Origin of the sequence: Mesorhizobium sp. M2A.F.Ca.ET.046.03.2.1, from assembly GCF_003952425.1 — a bacterium.
Classification (GTDB): Bacteria; Pseudomonadota; Alphaproteobacteria; order Rhizobiales; family Rhizobiaceae; genus Mesorhizobium.
Map to the genome: position 1 here is coordinate 5979295 of NZ_CP034449.1, position 19076 is coordinate 5998370.

The window sequence follows — 19076 nt, forward strand, 5'->3', positions numbered from 1 at the left end:
CATTCCGTTTGTGTACGAACAGAAAATATGGGGGATCGTATCGATTTAAAAGTGCCGTTGGCGCATGGCAGCAATGCAAATTGTGCAATGCAACATTAACCGCCATTCACGCCTGCGTCACAAAGAAGGCCGAATCGAAAAATGCCGCTGCGTCAACGGTTTGGCTGTTTCGACTAAGGAAGTGGTCGGGCTTGGGGGAAATGCATGGCGGGCTATGCCACAAGGGTGAGGGCGGATATCGCGCGCTGGCGGGAGATCGGGCTGGTCGATCCCGCCACGGCGGAGGCGCTGACGCGCGATGTTGCCGCCAATGAGCGCGCGTCGCTGAGCTTCGGCTCCATCCTGGCGATGATGGCAGCGCTTTTGTTCGGCGCCGCGATACTGATCTTCGTCGCCGCCAATTGGGAGGCCTTCCCGCGCCTCTTGCGCGTGGCGGCTCTGTTTGCGGTCATTCTTGCCGGCTATGTCGGCGGCGCGGTGCTGAAGACGCGTGACCATGCCGCGATCGGCGAGGCGCTGTGGATCGTTGCCGCGGCGGCGTTCGGTGGATCGATCGCGCTGATCGGACAGATGTACCATCTTTCGGGCGACGAGGCCTCGGCGCTGGTGACGTGGTGCGCCGGCACGGCGCTGGCGGCGGTCGCGCTGCGTTCAAGCCCGCTGACGGTCGCGGCGGTCGGCATCGCCGACGCCTGGCTGGTTCTCAAGGGGTTCGGCTTCTACTGGCGCGCGGAAACCCCGCATCTCTTCATCGTCGTGGCGATCGTCTTGTTCGCCATCTCGTTCTGGACGCGCAGCCAGGCCGCGCGCCACCTCATCATTCTGTCGGTCATTCTCTATCTGGTCCTGCTGGCGACGGACCGCGAGACGCTGCCGGTGGCCATGTCGCTGGCCATCGTCTCGGTGCTGCTCTTTGCCGCTTTGGTCTTTGCCGGCGATCCGATCGACAGGATCCTGCAGCTCGGCGGCCGGCTGCCCTTGCATGCCTTGCTCGGCTTCCTCACCGGCATGGCGATCATCCAGTTCGAGCTGGCCGATGAAAGCACAAACAACAGCGGGTTTGCCGTCGCTTCGATCGTGGCGCTGGCCAGTATCGTGGCGGCAATCATGCTGGCGGGGCGCGAGAGCAGGGGCTTGCGCTGGCTGGCCTATACCGGCTTCGCCTTCGAGCTCGCCATCATCTACAGCGTCACCTTGAGGTCGATGCTGGATACGGCCGGCTTCTTCCTGGCGGCGGCGGTGCTGCTCGGCATGCTGGCGCTGGTCATCATCCGCATCGAAAAGCGCATGAAAGCGCCTGCCGGAACAGGAGCAGCGGCATGACCGGCAAGAAACTGATCATCTCCGCGCTGGTGCTGGCGCTTGTCCAGATCGGCTTTCTCAGCTGGATCATCGCCAGCCGCGCGGCGATCCTGCGCAACGGCAAGGAAGTGCTGTTGAAAGTCCAGCCCGTCGATCCGCGCGATCTCCTGCGCGGCGACTACATCTCTCTCAACAACAACATTTCGCGCATTCCGGTGAAATTGATCGCCAACATTCCGGAAGGCAAGTTCTCCAGCGAGGACACATCGATCGTGGTGCGGCTCAGGAAGGGCGCCGACGGTTATTGGCAGCCGACGACCGCCTGGTTCGGCCAGGCGCCCGCGCCGGCAGGCGAGGGCGAAGCAGACATTGCCGGCCATGTCGTTGAGGGCTGGGGCCTTCGTGATACGGACGCGACGATCGCGCCCGACTATGGGATCGACCGCTTCTATTTGCCGGAAGGCGAGGGCGTGGCGATCCAGGACGACATGCGCGTGCGGCCGTTCGGCATCAAGCTTGCGCTCGCATCCGACGGCACGGCACAGATCAAGGCGCTGATGGACGGCGACAAGGCGCTGTTCCAGGAGCCGCTTTACTGAGATGTGTCAACATTCGACCCACCTTAAGTCACGGTTCCAGCAGTGGCCCTAGCCGGACGGCGTCGGTTCAAGCGCAGCAAGGCCACAAACGCGCCGCAGGAGCAGAGCATCGCGAGGCCGAGCACGGCTTCGCTGCCAAAATGCGCCAACAGTCCGGCCAGCAATGGCGGCGATATGGCGGAAATCAGGTTGAGCGGGAGAGCGATGTTGGATGCGGCCCGCGCGTAGGCCGCCTGGTCGTAGAACACCAGAGGTATCGTTGCCCGCGACACGGCAAGAATGCCGCTGCCCAAGCCATAGAGGAGAATGAAGCCGGCAATCGACCAGTGCGTGCCGTGACCCAGAATGAGAAGCAGCATGGCGAACGGCAGCGCCAATCCGGCGAAAAGCGCGGTGGTCATCCCGTCCCAGCGTCCAGCGCCCAGAAAATCGACGCCCCTGGCGCCGACCTGAAGGATGCCCAGCATCGAGCCGAAGGCGACGGCTTCTCCGGCGGGAAGTCCCTCGGCCTTAAGCAGTTCGATCAGTATGGCGCTGAATCCGAACGTGACGAAGGCATTGAGCGTGATCGCCGAAACGATCAGACGGAAGATGCCTGCCGGCACGGCTGGAGTTTTCCGGGTTGCCGGAACCGTTGACGAGGCTTTCGGCGATGGCGGCCGGCGCGGCAAGCCGAAGGCATAGAGCGGCAGGCAGACCACGATCATGGCCGCCGCGTAGACGAGGCAAGTCATGCGCCAGCCGATCAGCCCGGACAGGAAGGCGGCGGCGGGCCAGAAGATGCTGCTCGACAAGCCGGTCATCAGCATAAGCACGCCAATGGCGCTCTTGGCGCTGCTGCCGGCGACCTCGTTCAGCATGATGTAGGCCGCCGTCGTCAGCATCGCGCTCCCAGCCGTGCCAAGGATGACCCATGCGGTAAAATAGAGAACCGGCCCGTGCGCGGCCGCCAGCGCCACGAAGCCCGGAGCGGCAAGGATCGTGCCCATGATCATCACCTTGCGGGCGCCGAAGGCATTGAAAGCCTTTGCCAGCGGCGGCGCCCACAGGCCCATGACCACATAAAATACCGAATTGCCGGCGAACACCGCCGCTATGCTGATTTGAAGGTCGGCGGCTATCTGGCTGCCGACGATAGCCAACAGCCCGACCGATCCCCAGCCCATGAGCTGGGCGATCGCAAGCACGATCAGGGTTCGAACGATAGTCCTGTCCAGAATCGCGATGCGCATGCGGGTGGCCGGTCGACTGCAAACCCGCCTGCTAGCAGAGCCTCAATGTCGGTTTGATGACTGCATAGAGCAGAAGGCCTGGCGTCGGTCCTCCTTCGCCAGGGCTTCGGAGGTCGGCTCTTCGAGCTTTAGGTGGCCTGCCATACGAAGCTCGAAGAGCAAAGGATGGTGCGGATGAAGGGACTCGAACCCCCACGCCTTTCGGCACTGGAACCTAAATCCAGGGCGTCTACCAATTCCGCCACATCCGCTTTTCCCCGGCAATCCCATGTAGCCATCATTCTGTCAATGTCGAGGCTCAGATCATGCTTATCCGGCTAGACGCGAAGATAGTTGAAAATTGGCCTAGCCTGTGACAAAAGGCGTGTCGAATGTGACGGAACGTGAGTTTCCGCTTCTGCAAGATGTGAAAAGTTATAGTAAAAACAGAAACTTATTTCGCATCTGGCAAGGCGTAGTTCAGGAGAGTTTGAACCGCGTTAGCGGTCAAATCGCCAGGTTCCGTACCAAAAGCCATTTCCGGCAACATCATACCGGCAGGCTGTAAACGGCTAGGACCGTTTGGCAGTCTCATTGTTGAAAACAAAGGTTCTAGGATGCAGGTCACCGAAACGCTCAACTCCGGTCTCAAGCGCGAGATCAAGATCACCGTGCCGGCCGGTGACATGGAAGCCAAGCTGATGGCGCGGCTGACCGATGCCCGCGACAAGGTGCGCATCAACGGCTTCCGCCCGGGCAAGGTGCCGGTGCAGCACCTGCGCAAGATGTACGGCAAGTCGTTCATGGCTGAGGTCGTCAACGAAATCCTCAACGACTCGACCCGTTCGATCATCACCGGCCGCGGCGAAAAGGCCGCCATGCAGCCCGAAGTGATCATGACGGAGGACGAGAAGGAGGCCGAGAAGATCCTGGCCGGCGGCTCCGACTTCGAATTCAGCCTCAACTACGAGGTCATCCCGGCGATCGAGATCAAGGATTTCTCCGACATCAAGGTGACGCGTCAGGTCTATGACGTGCCGGAATCGGAAGTCGACGATCAGGTGAAGCGCGTTGCCGAATCGGCGCGCAGCTACGAGCCGAAGAGCGGCAAGGCCGCCGAGGGCGACCGCGTGAGCATCGACTATGTCGGCAAGATCGGCGGCGAGGCCTTCGCCGGCGGCGCCGGCACCGACCAGCCGCTTGTGCTCGGCTCCAAGGAGTTCATCCCGGGCTTCGAGGACCAGCTGATCGGCACCAAGGCCGGCGACGAGAAGCAGGTCACCGTCACCTTTCCCGAAAACTACCAGGCTGCGCATCTGGCCGGCAAGGAAGCCACCTTCGACGTCACCGTCAAGGAAGTGTCGGCGCCCGGCGAGCTCGAAGTCAATGACGAGACGGCCAAGAATCTCGGCCTGGAATCGCTCGAACGCCTGCGCGAGATCGTGCGCGGCCAGCTCGAGAACCAGTTCGGCTCGATGACCCGCCAGAAGGTGAAGCGCCAGCTGCTCGACCAGCTCGACGCATCCTACTCCTTCGAGGCGCCGTCGAAGCTTGTCGAGGCCGAGTTCAACAACATCTGGGCTCAGGTCAATCGCGATCTCGAAGCTGCCGGCCGCACCTTCGCCGACGAAGAGACCACGGAAGAAGAGGCGCGCGCCGAATATATGCGCCTTGCCGAGCGCCGCGTGCGCCTCGGACTGGTGCTCGCCGAGATCGGCGAGAAGGCCGGCGTCACCGTGTCGGATGAGGAACTGCAGCGTGGCCTGTTCGAGCAGGTGCGCCGCTTCCCGGCCAACCAGCAGCAGGAAGCCTTCGAGTTCTATCGCAGCAATCCGGAAGCCATCAACGCGCTGCGCGCGCCAATGTTCGAGGAGAAGGTCGTCGACTATCTGCTCGGCCAGATCTCGGTCGACGACGTCAAGGTCGGCAAGGACGAGCTGATGGCCGACGACGAGGAAGCCGAAACCGCGACCAAGGCGAAACCGGCCAAGAAAGCCTCCTCGAAGAAGGCCGAAGCCAAGGCAGAGGCGGGCGACGCCGCCGCCGAGGCGGAAGAGCCGAAGAAGAAGGCCGCGCCGAAGAAGAAGGCCGCCAAGGAAGCCAGATAACCGGTTTCAGCGCCGCAATTTCGAAAGGCCGCCTTCGGGCGGCCTTTTTCATTACGGCCTGTGTCATTGTGGCGGCGCGGCAACACACGCAACTTGTCTTGATGGTCTGCCGCTGGCGATACCAACCATTGAAGATTATCTGTTTTCGATGGCGTTCGCGGGGTCGGAGGCGTTTGTGAGGCTGGGTTCATGGTAAGAGGCTTAGTCGTTGCCGCGACGCTCTTGTTGGTGGCGATCGGCGGGAGCGTCCGCGCCGAGCCGGATGTCCCGGCCCTCCTCTTGGCGGCGGCTGAAGGAGGCGCCCGGACCGAGCCGGATCTCGGCAATTGGCGCGTCGACACCGGCAGCGACGCCCAGATAACGGCCTCGCTGCATGCCATCAACAAGCTCATCACAGGGGGCGGAGCGCTGGGCTACAGCCCGGTGCTGACCTTGGCTTGCCGACGCGATGGCGAACCACGCTGGAGCGAATGGCTGCAGCTCAAGGATCCGGTCTCCGCCAGCCGCAAGATCACCATCTCCGTCATTGTCGACGGCGGCAAGACCGATGAAAGCTGGTCGGTCGGCCCGCGCGGGAGAATGCTGGTCAGGGATGGGGACGACGGTATCAAGCGCCTGGTTTCAGCGAGCCGGCTGACGCTGTCATGGCGCTTCGGCCTCCTGTCGGGGCGCGGCGAGGCCGATTTCGAACTTGCAGGTCTCTCCAAAGCGATCGGCCAGATCGCCGCAAGCTGCAAAACCGATCCACCTTGACCTCGCGTCCTGAAGCGCGTCGCGATCTTTCAGATTCGCTCCATGCGCTTTAGGTTTTTGATTTTACGGCTGTCTTTTCCCGAACCGGATCACCCTTTCAGGAGACATGCCTTAGAACGGGCTTTCCAGTTCGGCGGTCGTCATGGGGCGCCCAAACACCTTGCCGATGATATCGAGCATCGCATTGTGCGGACCTAAGCCTCGGCAAAAGCTCGCCTTTTTCTATCCATTTGCACGATTCTGTGGTATGTAGATGCCGCAATTCCACTGAAGAAACCCGGATCCTCCGCTCGAGCGTGCAGCGCACGCAGGCGGGGACCGGCGAGGTGCCGATCGTTCCGACGCAAAAACGAGACCATCAGGGAGGAAATGCGATGCGTGCAACAGCGCTTTTTATCGTCTTGTCCGCTACGACCTTCTTCGCAAGCCCATCGCAGGCGCAAGATGCCGCCGTAGGCGAGAAGGTCTTCACCAAGTGCAAGGCCTGCCACGTTGCCGACCAGGACCAGAACAGGGTCGGTCCGTCTCTGCACGGGGTCATCGGGCGCGTTGCCGGAACGCACCCCAACTTTACTTATTCCGCGGCCATGATCGCGGCTGGAAAGTCCGGCCTCAAATGGGACGAGTCCACCCTGACGACCTACCTTCACGCCCCCCAGGCGATGGTCAAGGGCACGAAGATGACATTTCCCGGCCTCAAGGATGACAAGGACATAGCCAACGTCATCGCTTACCTGAAGCAGTTCTCCAAATAGGCCACTGTCGTTGGTCGCCCTGCAGCTACGCTGTTGAAATGCCGCGCCCACGCGCCGCTATGCCGGCAGCGCGAAGAATCCTAACAGCAGCAGAACACCTATACCAAGGCCGAGTATGACAAGCGTTCGCGTGTCCATGACGTTCACCTTCGACCGGGCGGGATGACCCGAAAATCGGGATCGATTTTCGAAAAGGATCATTGTCCCATCAAAGCGGTACAGCGCCCTGTGCGCGCCTAAAAAGAGCGCGTGACGCTGCAAGAGATTACGCAATCAGGGGCCAGGTCCGAAAAACGCGATACGGGTCAGCAGCGTGTAGTCGGCTTCGAAAACCATCATGGTCACGAAGACCAGCACCAATATCGGCGGCAGGATGATCGCATACATCATCGCCAGCCGCTCCCAGGCCATGTGCATGAAGACGGCGACGATCAATCCCGCCTTGAGCATCATGAAGATCAGGATTAGCGACCATCTGAGATAGCCGTGGATGCCGAAATAGTCGACCAGGTAGGAGCATGTGCTGAGGATGAACAGCCACGCCCAGACCACCAGGTAGAGCTTGATCGGGTGCTCCTGGTGGGTGTCGGTGGTGGCGACGGCCGGCGCATCATGCGCATGGGTGGCGTGCAGTGCGTGTTGTCCGAGACCGTTTGCGGTTGCTTCAGCCATAGCTGCCTCACCAAAGATAGAAGAAGGCGAAGATGAACACCCAGACCAGGTCGACGAAATGCCAGTAGAGGCCCATGATCTCGACATTCTCGTAACGGCCCCGGCGGCTGGTGAAGAAGCCGGGCCGTCCGATGTCGAAATCGCCACGCCAGACTTTTCGCGCCACGATGATCAGGAAGATCACGCCGATCGTGACATGGGTGCCGTGAAAGCCGGTGATCATGAAGAAGCATGAGCCGAATTGCGCGGCCCCCCAGGGATTGCCCCATGGCCGCACCCCTTCGGTGATCAGCTTGGTCCATTCGAAGGCCTGCATGCCGACGAATGTCGCGCCAAGTGCTGCGGTCAAAAGCATCAGGATCGCGGTTTTGCGGCGATCGTGGCGGTAGCCGAAATTGACAGCCATCGCCATGGTGCCGCTGCTCGAGATCAGCACGAAGGTCATGATGGCGATCAGGATCAGCGGGATCTCCGAGCCGCCGATACGCAGGGCAAAGACCTCACTTGGATTCGGCCACGGCACGCGCGTGGACATGCGCGCGGTCATGTAGGAGAGCAGGAAGCAGCCGAAGATAAAGGTATCGCTGAGCAGGAAGATCCACATCATGGCCTTGCCCCAGGACACGTTCTTGAACGCCCGCTGATCCGAGGCCCAATCGGCGGCAATGCCGCGCCAACCGGCGGGCCTGGGCTCCATCTGGCTGGCATGCGTCATGGTCGTCTCAGCCATAGCCGGTCTCCTAGGTCAGCAGCCGTTGGCAGATGTCGATGAAGGTCGCGGCCCAACCCGCCAGTAGGGCGAAAATGCAGAGCCAGACGAAAAGCAGGAAATGCCAGTACATGCCGCAGAGCTCGACGCTGAGGCGAACCCGCTCCGGCCGCGCTCCATCCCAGGCGCCTATGCTCGTCCTCCCAAGTCCGACCAGACCGCCGAGTATGTGCAGGCCATGCATGCCGGTGATCAGATAGAAGAAGCTGTTGGCCGGGTTGGATGCGAGCAGATAGCCGTCCCCGGTCAGTTGCCGCCATGCCATCAATTGACCGACGAGAAACGCAAGCGTCGTGAACCCCGCCGTGGCAAGGCCCAGCCGGACGTTGTCGATCTGGCCTTTGCGCGCGGCGACGACGGCACATTGCAGCGCGACGCTGCTTAGCACCAGCAAGCCGGTGTTGAGCCAGAGCAGGCGCGGCAGCGGCAGCGGCTGCCAGTCGGGCAGGCCCATGCGCATGAAATAGGCGCTGGTGAACAGCGAAAACAGGCAGCCGACCACGGCGAGGAAGACGCCGAGGCCGATCTTGGCGGTGGGCAGCGCCGACCGGTCGAAACCGACGAAATCCCCGGCCAGGCCTTGCTCCAGCCAGGGCTTGGCCGTCAGCCGCTGGTGCGAAAGCCACCATCCGGCAAAGCCTGCGATCACCAGCAGAAAGACCACGATGACGCTCATGCCGGCTCCCTCGAGGGCGCGAAGTCGCCCGGCACGTTTTGCGGGATGAAGTCCTCCTTGGCTCCCGGCACGCTGTAGTCATAGGCCCAGCGATAGACTATGGGCAGCTCCTTGCCGAAATTGCCGTGCGCCGGCGGCGTCTCAGGCGTCTGCCATTCCAGTGTCGTCGCCCGCCAGGGGTTGCCGCCGGCCTCGCGGCCATGCCGGATGCTCCAGATCAGGTTGAACAGGAACACCATCTGGGCGAAGCCGACGATGAAGGCCATGATCGAGATGAACGAGTTCAGGTGATGAGCCGATTCCGTCATTATGGTCATGTCGGTGAGCTCGGCGTAACGCCGCGGAACGCCCATCAGGCCGAGATAATGCATAGGGAAGAAGATCAGGTAGGCGCCGAGGAAGGTTACCCAGAAGTGGAACTTGCCGAGCGTTTCGTCGAGCATCCGCCCGGTGACCTTCGGATACCAATGATAGATCGCACCCAAGATGACGAGGATCGGCGCGACACCCATGACCATGTGGAAATGGGCGACGACGAACATCGTGTCCGACAGCGGCACGTCGACGACGACATTGCCGAGGAACAGTCCGGTCAAGCCGCCATTGACGAAGGTGACGATGAAGGCGAGCGCGAAAAGCATCGGTGTGGTCAGATGGATATCGCCGCGCCACAGCGTCAGCACCCAATTATAGACCTTGATCGCCGTCGGCACGGCAATGATCAGGGTCGTGGTCGCGAAGAAGAAACCGAAATAGGGGTTCATGCCGCTGACATACATGTGGTGCGCCCAGACGACGAAGCTCAGGGCGCCGATGGCGATGATCGCCCAAACCATCATGCGGTAGCCGAAGATGTTCTTGCGCGCATGCGTGCTGATCAGGTCGGACACGATGCCGAAGGCCGGCAGGGCCACGATGTAGACCTCCGGGTGGCCGAAGAACCAGAACAGGTGCTGGAACAGGATCGGGCTGCCGCCATTGTGCTGCAGCTGCTCGCCCATCTCGACAATCGCCGGCATAAAGAATGAGGTGCCGAGGGCACGGTCGAGCAGCATCATCACGCAGGCGACAAACAGCGCCGGGAAGGCGAGCAGCGCCATGACGGTGGCGGTGAAGATGCCCCAGACGGTGAGCGGCAGGCGCATCAAGGTCATGCCGCGCGTGCGGCCCTGCAGCACTGTCACAACATAGTTCAGCCCGCCCATGGTGAAGCCGACGATGAACAGGATGAGCGAGGAGAGCATCAGGATGATGCCCCAGTCCTGGCCGCCCGGCGTGCCGGTCATGATCGCCTGCGGCGGGTAGAGCGTCCAGCCGGCGCCGGTCGGTCCGCCCGGCGCAAAGAAGCTCGATACCAGAACGAGCACGGCGAGCAGATAGATCCAGTAGCTCAGCATGTTGACATAGGGAAAGACCATGTCGCGGGCGCCGACCATCAGCGGGATGAGGTAGTTGCCGAAGCCGCCGAGGAAGAGCGCGGTGAGCAGGTAGATCACCATGATCATGCCGTGCATGGTGATGAACTGGTAGTAGGCCTCCGGCGTGATGAAGTCGAACGTGCCGGGAAAGCCGAGCTGCAGGCGCATCAGCCAGGACAGAACCAGCGCCACCAGGCCGATCGCGGTTGCCGTTGCCGAGTACTGGACCGCTATGACCTTCGCATCCTGCGAGAAGACATATTTCGTCCACCAGCTGTGCGGATGGTAGAGTTCGACCTCCCCAACTTCGGCGGGCGGAACGGCATCTGCGGGTGTGACGTCGACCATTGGAGCACCTCCGTGCCCTATTGTGCGGACCTCGAAAGTTTCGAGTTTGCCGCGACGCCCAGATTGGACGCCATTATCTTTCCCGGCGGCTGGTTCGCCGAGCCCGATTGCTGGGGCGCCGATAGTTGCGCGAAGGTCTGCTGCTGGCCGAGCCAGGCCAGATACTCCTGTTCGGTATCGACCACGACCACGCCATGCATAAGCGGGTGCCCTTGGCCGCATAGCTCGGCGCACAGGACCTGGAAGGTACCGGTTCTGGTCGGGGTGAACCAGAAATAGGTCACTGAGCCCGGGATCATGTCCATCTTGGCGCGGAATTCCGGGATATAGAAATCATGCAGCACGTCGATCGAACGCAGCAGCACCTTGACCGGCTTGCCGACCGGCAGATGAAGATCGGCGGCTTGGACCAGGACATCGTCCTGCCCGTTCGGGTCCTTGGGGGCGACGCCCAACGGATTGTCGGCGGTGACATCCCGGGTGTCGGAAGTGCCGAGCTTGCCGTCCTTGCCCGGCAAACGGAAGCTCCACTGCCATTGCTGGGCGACGACCTCGATTGCGGTTGCATCGCCTGGCACCGTGACGAAGCGGCTCCAGACGAACAGGCCGGGAACCAGCAAAGCGGTGACGCCGAGCGCGGTGACGATCATCAGCCACGATTCAAGGCGCTTGTTCTCGGGTTCGTATGCCGCGCGATTGCCTTCCCGATGCCGGAAGCGGAAGACGCAATAAGCCATGAACAGGACGACAGCGGCAAAGACGATGCCGGTGATCCAGAAGCTGATGATGATGGTGTTGTCGATATAGTCCCAGTTCGAGGCAATAGGCGTCCACCACCATGGGCTCAGGAGGTGGAACAACACCGAGCCCACGACGATCAAAACGAGTACAAGCACAACGGCCATGTCCCGTTCCTCCCGGCATTCCAAACGCGCGAAGCGCCCCGAAATGCCAAGCGCATCATGCTCGATTTCCGGTTGAAATTCCAGAGCCGACTATCTGATTGGAAAAATGTTGCTTTTTACGCCCGGTTTTCGAGGCGCAAGGCGGCGGCTGCCAGATGGCCGGAACGCCATGCCAGCGCGATCGCTATTTCTCTGGATCATGCTCCAGCTTGCTCTAGCGGCACCATTTCTCCACGGCAATCGCAATTGCCTTCGTGCAATCAACGAGGTCGCGCACCGAAACGCGCTCATTGGGCTGATGCGCCTGCGCCGGGTCGCCGGGACCGAAATTGACGGTCGGCGTGCTGCCGAGGCCTGTCGGCAGGCCGATGTCGCTATGCGCGCCGAAGCCGCTCAGCGCCGGCGACAGATTGGCGTCCTTCACGGCCTCCTGGAAGACACTCACAAACGGACTGTCGGAGGGGATTTCGGCGCAGTCGGCATCAAGAATCCATTCGACCCGGGCAGGGTGCCGGCGCAGATAAGGGTCCGCCTGGCAGATATTGGCGATATGCTCTTCGATCTCGCGCTTGACGTTGCCGCCCAGCCTGAATTCGTCATGCTCGCTCGGCAGGTACTGCGCGTCGATGATGATCTCGCCGCGACCAGCCATGGAGGAGGGGTGCTCCCCGGCATTGATCTGGGTGACGATGATCTGGTTGGGCAGGTCCATCAGCGGATGGTTCTTCCTGGGGTCGAACATCCAGCGCCGGTTTAGGATATCAATGCCGTCGAGGATCTGCCGGCAGAGCTGAACCGCATCGACCGGGCCGCTCGAATACCAGGCGTTCGGCGTCAACTCCGCATGGCCGCCGATACCGTCGATGATGATCCTGCCCCACAATATGCCGTGGCAGAGCGGCGCGATCTTGTTTGCCGTCGGCTCGGTCATGATGCCGGCATCGGCGCTAAAGCCGCGATCGACCATGGCCAGCGACCCCATGCCGCCGATCTCCTCGTCGACGACGGTGGTGAAGACGATGTCTCCGGAAAGACTGACGCCGAGCCCCTTCAGGATTTCGACCGCCATCAGCATGCAGGCGACGCCGCCCTTCATGTCGACGGTGCCGCGCCCATGCAGGAAACCGTCCTTCAGCACGGGCTGGAACGGATCGGTTGCCCAGTGTCCGGCTGCGCCTGGCGGCACGACGTCGATATGACCGGTCAGCATGATAGAGCGGCCGCCGCCCGTGCCCTTCAGCACGCCGCCCAGATTGGGCCGGCCTTCAAAAGTCCTGCCCTTGTTGGCGCCGGCGCGTCCCTTGTATTTTTCATAGAGCGCCGGGCCGTCCGGGTCCCACAGATCGGTGGTGAAGCCGAGCGCCTCCAGGCGCTTCTGCAGATAGAGCTGGCAGTCGCGCTCGCCCGGGCCGGCCTCTTTCGGATTGGATTTCACGATCGAGGGGAAGGCGACGAGATCGCTCAGCGTCTCGACGATGCGATCGGCCGCTGCCTCGACGCGCGCGGCGATGGTCTCTTCCATGGAAGGCATTAGGATCTCCAACGTAGGGAAAGCCGGTCGGCAAGAAGGACGAACACCAGAAGGGCGCCGACGATCCCCACTTGCCAGACCGTGTTGATGTTCAGTTGCAGCAGGCCGGTCTTGAGCGTGACCAGGAGCAGCACGGCCGCGAACACGCCGCCGACGCCGCCGCGCCCGCCAGTGATGGCGATGCCGCCAAGCATCGCGGCGGTCAGCGATTCCAGCTCGAGGTTCTGGCCGATATTTGGCCTGCCGCTGCTGAGCCAGGCGAGCGAAACCAGGCCGGCGGCGCCGGCGAGCGCGCCGCTCAGGGCGTAGAGGATGAAGCGCACGCGATCGACAGGAATGCCGACCAGCCTGGCCGAGCGTTCGTTGAAGCCCATCGCGTAGATCCAGCGCCCCCAGGCCGTCGCCATCAGCACAAGGCCGGCCAGCGCGAAGCAGGGGATGGCCAGGGTGAGGAAGGGCACGGGAATGCCGGCGACGACACCGCGCCCCAACCAAGCAGCCATCCTGGCACGCCCGACTGGGCCGCGCCGCCGGTGACGGCAAGCGCCACGCCGGAATAGACGAAGAAGGTACCGAGCGTCGCGATGAAGGGCAGCAGCGCCAGGCCGTTCACCAGCAATCCGTTGAGGGCGCCGAGCGCCGCGCCGGCCAGGATGCAGACGGCCGGCAGCAGGACCGGCGGCAAGCCCAGTTTGAGCGACAGCATGGCGATGATGGCGGAGAGCGAAACCGCGCCGCCGACCGATAGGTCTATGCCTGTGCCGCCGGCCAGGATGACCATCCCCTGTCCGAGGCCGACCAGCGCCAGGATGGTCGAGAACTGAAGAATGGTGGTTACGGTGCCGAGATTGAAGACGGAAGGCTTGAGCGCCAGCAGGCCGACAATCACGATCAGCCACAGCGCGCACAGCAAAGCCAGGGTCAGGGCCGGGCCCTGCAGGTTCCGAAGCGTTCTCATGCGCGGGCTCGCTGGAACCGGGTAAGAGGCAGGCGATTGGAGACCGCTTCGAAGCCGAGCACACCGATGATCAGCACGCCGGTGACGACCGGCTGCCAAAGCGAGGGAACACCGATCAGAAGCAGGCCATTCTCGAGGATTCTGAGCAGGAGCACGCCAAGCACCGTGCCGAGCAGGCTGCAGCGGCCGCCCAATATGCTTGTGCCGCCGAGAATGACCGCGGCGATGGCATCCAGCGCCGAGGTGCTGCCGATCGACATTTCGACGTTGCGGTAGGTTGCGACATAGAAGGTGGCGGCAATGCCGGTCAGGACGCCGCTGATGACAAAAGTCAGGAATCTGACCTTGATCACCGGAATTCCCGAAAGCCGCGCCTTTTCTTCCGAATTGCCGATCGCCAGCAGATGCAAACCATAGGGCGTGCGCCGCAGTGCCAGCCAGACAGTCCGATAGGCAACGGCGATCACCAGGGCCGGCACGGGGATGCCGAGCACGGTGGCTGCCAGCAGATCGGTGAGGCTCGAGGGCAGGCCCGAAAGCCATTGCCCGCCAAGCAGCGCAACACGGCGGTGCGGTAGACACCAAACAGGCCGAGCGTTCCGACGATGGCCGGAACGCGGCCCAGGACGACGATGGCGGCCGTCACGCAGCCCAGCAGCGCCCCGACGAGCGGGCCCGCGACAAGCGCCACGAACGGGCTGCCATCGGCGCCAAGTATGCGGCCGATGGCGATGGCCGCGAGGCCCATGACGATGCCGATCGAGACATCGATGCCGCCCATGGCGAGCAGCAGGGTCATGCCGAGGCCGATCAGCAGCAGTTCGACGCTGTTGCGCAGCACGGTGACCGCGATGCCCGGGGTCGCGTAGTGCGGCGATGCGACAGAAAAGATGACGACCGCAAGCAAACAGGCGACAAGCAAAGACCACTCCCGCCCATTCATGGAGAAGACACCGGTTCCAGACTGCCGCACTACGTTCACGTCAGGCTCAGAAGTTGAACTTGTCGACATTGTCCGTGGTGAAGACGGCCGGCGGCCCGAGCAGGAGAATGCCCTTGGCGGCATCATAGGTGGCGGGCTTGTCGAGGCCGGCAATCTTGTTCTCGGCCTCGAAGCTCTTGCCGTCGATAAGCTGCTTGCCGGCCCAGACCGTCAGGTAGCCGAGCTGTTCAGGATCCCACAGCACGGTGAAGCCGAAGGCGCCGCTCTTCAGATAGGAGCGGGCGGTGTTCGGGCTGCAGTAACCGGTCCCGATAACCGAGCCGATCTTGCCGGCGGTCTCGATCGCTGGGCAACGCCCGGGCAGGTCGAGGATGCGACGGCGATGATGGCCTTGATATCGGGATTGGCGGCCATGGGGTCGCCCGAGATCTGCGCGGCGCGCTCGGCCGTGCCGCCGGCGAATTGCGGGGCGAGCAGCTTCAGCTTGGGATATTTGGCGGCGGCTTCCTTCTGCATGAAGCCGATCCAGGCGTTGAGATTGGACGCGGTCGCCTCGCCGGAGACGATGCCGATCGTGGCGTCCCCGCCGACGCGCTTGACCAGCTCGTCGATGATCGTGGTGCCGAGGCCCTCGTCGGTCGCCTGCGCCACATAGACCGCGCGGCCGCTGTCGGGCGCGTCGCTGTCGCTGGTGAACAATTTGATGCCCTTGGCCTTGGCGCTCTCCACCACCGGGGCGATGCTCGAAGCATCGAGAACGGAGACCGAGACCGCTTCGACGCCTTGGTCGATCAGGTTCTGCACGATCTGCAGCTGGTCGACCGGGTTGGTGTCGACCGGGCCGGAATAGACGAAATCGACGCCGAGATCCTTGGCGGCACGGTTGCCCCCCGCCTCCATGGCGTTGAAATAGGGGATGCCGATCAGCTGCGGGACGAAGGCGACCTTATGCTTGTCTGCTGCATGCGCCGCCGTCACGGCGACCAACGACAGCGCGGAGACCGCGAGCACTTTCCTGAGTTGTGAAAGCATTATGTGTGATCCTCTCTGGAATGACGTGCATGTCAGTTTGTTTTTTCGAGCGCCCGCACGTCGGGATGGGCGCCTGTTATGAGCGAAACGACTTCCTCGTGATTGGTGTCTGCGGCCAGGCGTTCGGCCACCTTGCGGCCACGCCGGAACACCACGATCCGGTCGGCAACCTCGAAGACTTCGGAAATGTTGTGGCTGATCAGCACGACGGCGCAGCCTCGACCGGCAAGGCGCCGAGTCAGCGCCAGCACTTTGCGGGTCTCGGCGACGGCAAGGGCGGCCGTCGGTTCATCCATGATGACCAGCCGGGCGTTGAGATTGAGCGCCCGGCAGATGGCGACGGCTTGGCGCTGGCCGCCCGACAGGCTGCCGACCGGAGCCCCGGGATCGGAGATATGGGCGTCGAGTTCCTGCAGAAGGCCGTCGACGCGCTGGCGCATCTCCGCTCGTTTCAGAAAAGGGATGCCAAAAATGGAGCGTTTCAATTCGCGGCCGAGGAAGACGTTCTCGGCGATCGAAAGGTTCTCCGAAAGCGCCAGTTCCTGGAAGATTGTGGCGATTCCGGACGCCGCGGCATCCTTGGGCGAGGCGAACGCGACCGCTTTGCCTTCGATGAGAAGCTCGCCGTCGCTCGGCGGATGAGCGCCGGCCAAGATCTTGATGAAAGTCGACTTGCCAGCGCCGTTGTCGCCGAGCAGCGCCAGCACTTCGCCGGGCCTGATTTCCAGGTCGACATCGGCAAGGGCAGTCAGCGCCCCGAAGCGCTTGGCGATGTTCCTGGCGACGAGAAAAGGTGCCGTCATGGCGGTTTCTCCGGCATTCGTGGATAGGCTAGGCGGCCTTGCTGACCCAGCGCAGCACATTGGTCCAAAGCCGCGCATAGCCTGGCCATTCGACGAAGCTGTTCGGCAGCCAGTGCGGGCCGATGTCGGACGTCCAGACCAGGGTGCGCCCCTCGCCATGGCGCCCGGTAACCAGCAGCGGATGGCCGCCCTGATCCTGCGGCAGCCGCGCCAGGATCTCGACATCGTCGCGGTCGCGGGCAACGACCTCGTTGGCGCCGAGCAGGATCGGCCATTCGCCCTCGATGCCGGCAAGTATCGGGTGATCCCTGGGGCCGGTGATTTGAGGTCGAAAGCCCTCGGGGATTTCGAGCCGGTCGTCATAGGGAAGGCAGGTCACCGGCAGCGCGTCCTCGACGGCCGTGCGGTGCCAGCGGGCCTTGCCGTCGATGCCCTGGAAGCTGAAATAGCCGCCGATCATGACCAGGCCGCCACCGCCTCGCGTCCAGTCGCGCAGCAGCTTGAGCCGGTTGGGCACGGTCTTGCCGAGCAGCCAGACATCGGGATGCAGCAAAAGCGAGTTGGCGCCGATATCGGAGAGCACGATCGCCTTGTATTGCCACAGGCCCCCCATGGTGAAAGGCAGCTTCTCGACTGCCTCCTGGGCCGGCATGTATGCAAGATCGAACTCGCTGTCTTTCAAGGCGTTGACCAAAGGCGTGGCGCCGAGATGGAAGGTGACGCTGCCGAACTGGTCGAAGCCCTTGTAGTGGGTGGCCGAACTCATCCAGCTCTCGCCGACCAGAAGGACTTTCGTTTTCGCCATGACCCATGTTCTCCCGATATTGCCTGTTGGTCGCCTGCCAGCCGCCTGGGCCGGTAAGCCATTGATTTAGCTGGCCATCATGGCGCTCGCCGCGGCGGTGGCCTTTAGTGTCGCGAAGTCGGCGATGTAGCCTTGCGCGCCCTCGACCGTCGTCGTCAGGCTGGCGCCGACCGCGGCGTAGCGGGCAGCGGTTTCCAGCGACGCGCCATGTAGCCAGAAGCTGAGGAAGATGCCGGCGAAGCTGTCGCCGGCGCCGGTCGCGTCCACCCGGTTGACGGGCAGTGCCGGCACCTCGATCTGCGGTCCGCCGGTCGCCGGAAAGACCACCGCGCCGAACTCGCCGAGGGTGAGCACGACCGTGCCGCGCGGCTTGATGCGCGACAGCATGAGGCGAACCTCTTCGATCATGGTCGCCATGCGCGTGCGAAATCCGTAGATCTCCCTGATCATCACATCGTTGATGAAGGTCAGGTCGATCTGCCCGACCATCTGCGCGAAGATTTCAGGCGTGCGCGCGCTCCTGGGCAGGCCGGCAGAATGCAGGCTCACCTTCCAGCCGGCCTGGTGGAAGCGCGCGATGGATGCCGTCATCGTCTCGTAATGGAAGCCTTCGATGTGAAGGCAGGCGGGTCGCTTTTCGGGTTGGATGTCGAGATTGGCGGTGAGGTCGACTTCGCCCAGCTCGAAAGGCTCGCTGATGATGGTGCGGCTGCCGTTCCGCTCGATAATGACGATCGCCTGGGAGAGCCGGTTGTTGGGCGTGCTGCGGATGGGCAAGGCGTGCACCCCCAGCTTGGAAAGCTCGCCCAGCGCCCAGTCGCTCTCCGCGTCCTCGCCGACCGCCGTCGCCAGTTCCACGTCGAGCGCGTAGGGCGCCCCGACGCCGGCCGCGGCAACCGCGAGATTGGCGGCGGGGCCGCCGAGCGCCTTGTCGATATGGCTGGCCGTGATCCGGTCGTCGCGATGCGGCAGCACCTCGACGCGGCAGAGGAAGTCGGCGCTCACCCGTCCGGCGACCAGGAGCCTGGGCAGATGGTCGAGATTCTTCGGCCGCTGCGGGGCACGGCCGGGCAAGGAGCGCGCAAACGAGCTCGGCCGGTACATCAGGGCGGCGATCGCCTTCTCTATGCGCTCTCGCGTGCCTTCCTTGAGGCCGGCCGTGCCATTGATGAAGTTCGAGACCGTGCCGATGGAAACACCGGCGGCTCGCGCGACATCGGCAATGGTCGGGCGTTTGCGTTGCAAAGGCGTGATCCAATTGAAGCGTTTCAAACGCTAGCAGTGGATGTGCGGAGCCTCAACGGAATTATCTTCTAAAGAAGCTGCCGCGCTCTTCCCTGGATAGAAGATTGATCCACGCCGGAGCCGTCGCAGGGATCAGTCTTTGCGCAATTGAACGATTTTCAAATCCAGCCTTTTTGCGCGCTGTCCCGCAGGCCGCGCCAGTCGTGGCAGGCGCATGGCCCGATCTGCGGTAGCCGGCCAAGC

Annotated in this window: 21 protein-coding genes and 1 tRNA gene; 5 read left to right on the plus strand and 17 right to left on the minus strand. The window is 62.8% G+C overall.

Features of this window, described 5'->3' with window-relative positions; all coding sequences use genetic code 11:
- Positions 1-204: 204 nt before the first annotated feature.
- Complete coding sequence (locus EJ072_RS28445; RefSeq protein WP_126082310.1) at positions 205-1323, plus strand: DUF2157 domain-containing protein; 1119 nt, start codon at positions 205-207, stop codon at positions 1321-1323.
- Complete coding sequence (locus tag EJ072_RS28450; protein WP_126082311.1) at positions 1320-1901, plus strand: GDYXXLXY domain-containing protein; 582 nt, start codon at positions 1320-1322, stop codon at positions 1899-1901. The genes EJ072_RS28445 and EJ072_RS28450 overlap by 4 nt, the downstream gene beginning before the upstream one ends.
- A gap of 23 nt (positions 1902-1924) precedes the next feature.
- On the opposite strand, the gene EJ072_RS28455 is transcribed toward EJ072_RS28450, so the two are convergent.
- Together EJ072_RS28455 and EJ072_RS28460 are read right to left on the minus strand one after the other, a co-directional pair.
- On the minus strand, positions 1925-3133 hold the full coding sequence (locus EJ072_RS28455) for an MFS transporter (protein ID WP_126082312.1): 1209 nt from the start codon (positions 3131-3133) through the stop codon (positions 1925-1927).
- 166 nt (positions 3134-3299) lie between these two features.
- Positions 3300-3384, minus strand: a tRNA-Leu gene (locus EJ072_RS28460).
- Between the two features lie 345 nt (positions 3385-3729).
- Here EJ072_RS28460 and tig point away from each other — a divergent pair.
- From tig to EJ072_RS28475, 3 genes are all read left to right on the plus strand, one after another.
- Positions 3730-5220: a trigger factor gene (tig, locus tag EJ072_RS28465; RefSeq protein ID WP_126082313.1), complete on the plus strand. Its 1491-nt coding sequence runs from the start codon at positions 3730-3732 to the stop codon at positions 5218-5220.
- 189 nt (positions 5221-5409) lie between these two features.
- Positions 5410-5973, plus strand: coding sequence for a hypothetical protein (locus EJ072_RS28470; RefSeq protein ID WP_245467016.1), 564 nt, complete (start codon positions 5410-5412; stop codon positions 5971-5973).
- Positions 5974-6347: 374 nt separating this feature from the next.
- Positions 6348-6728, plus strand: a complete 381-nt coding sequence (locus EJ072_RS28475) for a cytochrome c family protein (protein WP_126083780.1) — start codon at positions 6348-6350, stop codon at positions 6726-6728.
- A 273-nt stretch (positions 6729-7001) separates the two neighbouring features.
- Here the strand turns inward: EJ072_RS28475 and EJ072_RS28480 are convergent, their stop codons facing one another.
- The 15 genes from EJ072_RS28480 to EJ072_RS28535 all read right to left on the minus strand — a co-directional run bounded on the left by EJ072_RS28480 (position 7002) and on the right by EJ072_RS28535 (position 18833).
- Positions 7002-7400 carry a cytochrome C oxidase subunit IV family protein gene (locus tag EJ072_RS28480; RefSeq protein WP_126082314.1) on the minus strand — a complete coding sequence of 133 codons (399 nt, stop codon included), beginning with the start codon at positions 7398-7400 and terminating at the stop codon, positions 7002-7004.
- 7 nt (positions 7401-7407) lie between these two features.
- Complete coding sequence (locus EJ072_RS28485) at positions 7408-8130, minus strand: heme-copper oxidase subunit III family protein (protein ID WP_126082315.1); 723 nt, start codon at positions 8128-8130, stop codon at positions 7408-7410.
- Between the two features lie 10 nt (positions 8131-8140).
- Positions 8141-8845, minus strand: a complete 705-nt coding sequence (locus tag EJ072_RS28490) for a cytochrome c oxidase subunit 3 (RefSeq protein ID WP_126082316.1) — start codon at positions 8843-8845, stop codon at positions 8141-8143.
- Positions 8842-10611 (minus strand): cytochrome c oxidase subunit I, encoded by a 1770-nt coding sequence (gene ctaD / locus EJ072_RS28495; RefSeq protein WP_126082317.1) that lies wholly within the window; start codon positions 10609-10611, stop codon positions 8842-8844. Before ctaD ends, EJ072_RS28490 begins: the two co-directional genes overlap by 4 nt.
- 17 nt (positions 10612-10628) lie before the next feature.
- Positions 10629-11516: a cytochrome c oxidase subunit II gene (locus EJ072_RS28500; RefSeq protein WP_126082318.1), complete on the minus strand. Its 888-nt coding sequence runs from the start codon at positions 11514-11516 to the stop codon at positions 10629-10631.
- Positions 11517-11730: 214 nt separating this feature from the next.
- On the minus strand, positions 11731-13047 hold the full coding sequence (locus EJ072_RS28505) for an ArgE/DapE family deacylase (protein WP_126082319.1): 1317 nt from the start codon (positions 13045-13047) through the stop codon (positions 11731-11733).
- Complete coding sequence (locus EJ072_RS37055; RefSeq protein WP_245467018.1) at positions 13047-13508, minus strand: hypothetical protein; 462 nt, start codon at positions 13506-13508, stop codon at positions 13047-13049. The genes EJ072_RS28505 and EJ072_RS37055 overlap by 1 nt, the downstream gene beginning before the upstream one ends.
- The gene (locus tag EJ072_RS37060) at positions 13454-14005 is read right to left on the minus strand and encodes a hypothetical protein (protein ID WP_245467020.1); all 552 of its coding nucleotides are present in this window, start codon (positions 14003-14005) and stop codon (positions 13454-13456) included. The genes EJ072_RS37055 and EJ072_RS37060 overlap by 55 nt, the downstream gene beginning before the upstream one ends.
- Complete coding sequence (locus EJ072_RS37065) at positions 14002-14499, minus strand: ABC transporter permease (RefSeq protein WP_245467022.1); 498 nt, start codon at positions 14497-14499, stop codon at positions 14002-14004. Before EJ072_RS37065 ends, EJ072_RS37060 begins: the two co-directional genes overlap by 4 nt.
- Entirely contained in the window at positions 14469-14927 is a 459-nt protein-coding gene (locus EJ072_RS37070) for a hypothetical protein (protein ID WP_245467024.1), read from the minus strand. The genes EJ072_RS37065 and EJ072_RS37070 overlap by 31 nt, the downstream gene beginning before the upstream one ends.
- 67 nt (positions 14928-14994) lie before the next feature.
- Positions 14995-15321, minus strand: a complete 327-nt coding sequence (locus EJ072_RS37585; RefSeq protein ID WP_348526123.1) for a substrate-binding domain-containing protein — start codon at positions 15319-15321, stop codon at positions 14995-14997.
- Entirely contained in the window at positions 15216-15980 is a 765-nt protein-coding gene (locus tag EJ072_RS28520; RefSeq protein WP_245467027.1) for a substrate-binding domain-containing protein, read from the minus strand. Before EJ072_RS28520 ends, EJ072_RS37585 begins: the two co-directional genes overlap by 106 nt.
- 32 nt (positions 15981-16012) lie before the next feature.
- Complete coding sequence (locus tag EJ072_RS28525) at positions 16013-16783, minus strand: ATP-binding cassette domain-containing protein (protein WP_126082320.1); 771 nt, start codon at positions 16781-16783, stop codon at positions 16013-16015.
- A gap of 28 nt (positions 16784-16811) precedes the next feature.
- Positions 16812-17588 (minus strand): glutamine amidotransferase, encoded by a 777-nt coding sequence (locus EJ072_RS28530; protein WP_126082321.1) that lies wholly within the window; start codon positions 17586-17588, stop codon positions 16812-16814.
- Positions 17589-17654: 66 nt separating this feature from the next.
- On the minus strand, positions 17655-18833 hold the full coding sequence (locus EJ072_RS28535) for a PfkB family carbohydrate kinase (protein WP_126082322.1): 1179 nt from the start codon (positions 18831-18833) through the stop codon (positions 17655-17657).
- Positions 18834-19076 lie beyond the last annotated feature (243 nt).